Source organism: Salinithrix halophila (genome assembly GCF_042650125.1).
Lineage (GTDB): Bacteria > Bacillota > Bacilli > Thermoactinomycetales > DSM-45169 > Salinithrix > Salinithrix halophila.
Window position 1 is genome coordinate 1 of sequence record NZ_JBHSAP010000006.1, and the last position, 2,818, is coordinate 2,818.

3 protein-coding genes are annotated in these 2,818 nt (G+C 47.1%); all 3 read left to right on the top strand.

Features of this window, described 5'->3' with window-relative positions; translation table 11 throughout:
• A partial coding sequence (locus ACFOUO_RS02230) for a polymorphic toxin type 17 domain-containing protein (protein ID WP_380701730.1) occupies positions 1-828 on the top strand: 828 nt, incomplete at its 5' end.
• A gap of 73 nt (positions 829-901) precedes the next feature.
• Complete coding sequence (locus ACFOUO_RS02235; RefSeq protein ID WP_380701732.1) at positions 902-1,519, top strand: ankyrin repeat domain-containing protein; 618 nt, start codon at positions 902-904, stop codon at positions 1,517-1,519.
• Between the two features lie 136 nt (positions 1,520-1,655).
• Positions 1,656-2,818: RHS repeat domain-containing protein (locus ACFOUO_RS02240; protein WP_380701734.1), on the top strand; the 1,163-nt coding region annotated here is incomplete at its 3' end.

Consider the following 2,818-nt stretch of genomic DNA (forward strand, 5'->3'; position numbering starts at 1 on the left):
TTCCTGACCCGGGATATGTACAACGGGGCGATGGCGGATATGAATCTGGGGACGAACCCCTGGACCATGAACCGGTATGCCTTTGCTGGCGGGAATCCGATTTCTGGGGTGGAGTTGGATGGGCACGATTATATCGTTGATGCAGAGGCAACGGTTACCGCTAATAGTAAGACAGGTGAGATACCGGAGATTTACAGAGAAGACTATGAAGCAAAAGAAGATGCATTGCAAGTTAAATGGAATACCATAGAGGCGCAAACGAAAGAATATAACCGTATTACGAAAGCTGGATCTACTGAAAGGAATGTTGGAAGTTTCACTGTTGGATTGATTCCTATTCTTGGTGAAGCTCAGGATTTGAGTATTTTGGTGTTCGGATCTGAACCTGTGTCCGGCGAGAAAACTCCCCGTGTGTATGGATTATCAATTTTTCTACCGTTTGTGAATGGAAAAACCGTCAAAGAAGGATTTGAAGCGTTTTCCAAAAGGTGGTCTGGCGGGGGAGTTAGAGGATCAGTTGGGGCAAAAGTTTCAATTCGGGGGTTGACAAAGGAAGCAGGATTGCCTACTTCTGGACCATTTCGATTTATCCCAGAGAAGGGTGCAACTCAGCTGACGAAAGTAAAGATGAAGGGTGGAAAAGCGGGGTACAAAGATAGATTTGGGAATACATGGGTTAAAGGCCCTTATCATGGCGATAGATCCAAAGGGTTTAATTACGAATGGGATGTTCAACTATCAAAAACAGGGCAAAATCACTGGTGGAACCAATATAGTAGGGGAAAAGGATATATAAATGTAAGGCCTGATGGTTTTCTATCCCATTAATAAAATAAAAAACAGCCTTGCTTACCAGGTTACTTTTGGTAGGCAAGGCTATAAAAAAGGAGAGGGTCATAAATTGGAAGAATTAGAATTGCTTTTCGGTTATATTGAAAAAGAAGATGTTAATTCGGTTAAAAAATTACTTGAAAAAGGTGTAAATCCTAATTCGCAAGACAAATATGGATATACACCTCTTATGGTAGCTACATATTATAACCAACCAGATATAGTGCGCATATTAATGGAAAAAGGTTCTAACTTAAAAACCCAGAATTATAACGGAATTACTGCATTAATGGATGCATCAATGAAATGTAGAATTGAAATTGTAAATGAAATGTTAAAATATGCTGATCCGAAAGTCGTAAATATTAAGTCTGGAGAAGGGTATAGTGCGTTAATGGCGGGAGCTAGAGGTGGGTGCACAAAAGTTGTGGAGTATTTAATAAAAAACGGAGCAGAAGTTAATATGCAGGATAGTGATGGTTGGACACCATTACATGAAGCAACGTCAAAAGGATTTGTAGATATTGTAAGTTTACTAATACGTTATGGGGCTGACTTAAATATCAGAGATTCCGAAGGGTATACCCCTCTTGGAATTGCAACGGAGTGGTACAAAGGTGATTTGGCTATTAAAGAACAATTGAAAGAGGTAATTACAACTCTTAAAGAGTTTGGAGGCTCTCTGTAATTGTCTCCATTACTTATAGCTTTATAACAAGGCTAAGGCATTTGATTTCCATCACCAAGTACGCTCTGTACTTGGTTTTTTCATTACCTGAAAGCTGAACGCCCCGAAGACGGGAACTACCACGTACGGGACCTTGGTGAGCCAGGTGATCAACAAAGAGTCCCCGACGGATGCCAATCCGAAGACCACCACCTTCACCTACACCCCGAGGGGACAGAAACTGAAGGAAACCAAGGAGAACGGCAACACCGTCGACTACACCTACTACCTGGATGGTCTCTTAAAGCACCAGGTGGAGAAAAAGTCCAACGGCACGCTCATCAACGAGCACACCATCGATTACAACGCGAACGGCCACCGGGTCAAGGACGTCCTGCAACAACGGAACGCCGACACCCAGGCCCTGATCAACAGCACCCTGACCTACACCTATGACCCTCGGGACCGGGTGACGAAATACGAGAAAACCGGCGACAACGCCAAGATCGAAACCTACGAACACGACGCCAACGGCAACGTGATCCAGCAGACGGTAGAGGGTACGACGACCACGTACAATTACGACCGGAACCGTCTCCTGACCGCCACTACTGGGAGCACCACGGCCACCTACAACTACGATCCTTTCGGTCGCCTGAACAGCGTTACCGCCGCCGGGAAGCAGATCGAGAAGTACACCTACGACGGCTTCGACCGGGTGACGGAACACAGTAAACTGCAAGACGATGGGTCGACGAAGAAAACCAGCTACACCTACGACCCGATGGACCGCACCACCAGCCGCACCGAAGGCACCAAAACCACGAACCTGAACTACCTCGGTCTCAGTGGAGAAGTAATCTCCGAGGATGTAGCCGGAGAAATCCAGAAGTCTTACCACTACAGCCCCTGGGGCGAACGCCTGTCGATGGTGAAACACAACAGCGACGGGACAAAGGAAGACTCCTACTACGGCTACAACCCCCACACCGACGTGGAAGTCCTCACCGACGAAAATGGGGACAGCCGTGCCACTTACGGTTACACTGCCTACGGAAAGAACGACGAGGACGAGTTCACCGGAGTGGACAAACCGGATGCCCAGGATCCGACGAAAGAGCCCTACAACGTCTACCGGTTCAACAGCAAACGCTGGGATCCATCCACCGGGAAGTACGACATGGGCTTTAGGGACTATGACCCCGGTAACAACCGCTTCCTGACCCGGGATATGTACAACGGGGCGATGGCGGATATGAATCTGGGGACGAACCCCTGGACCATGAACCGGTATGCCTTTGCTGGCGGGAATCCGATTTC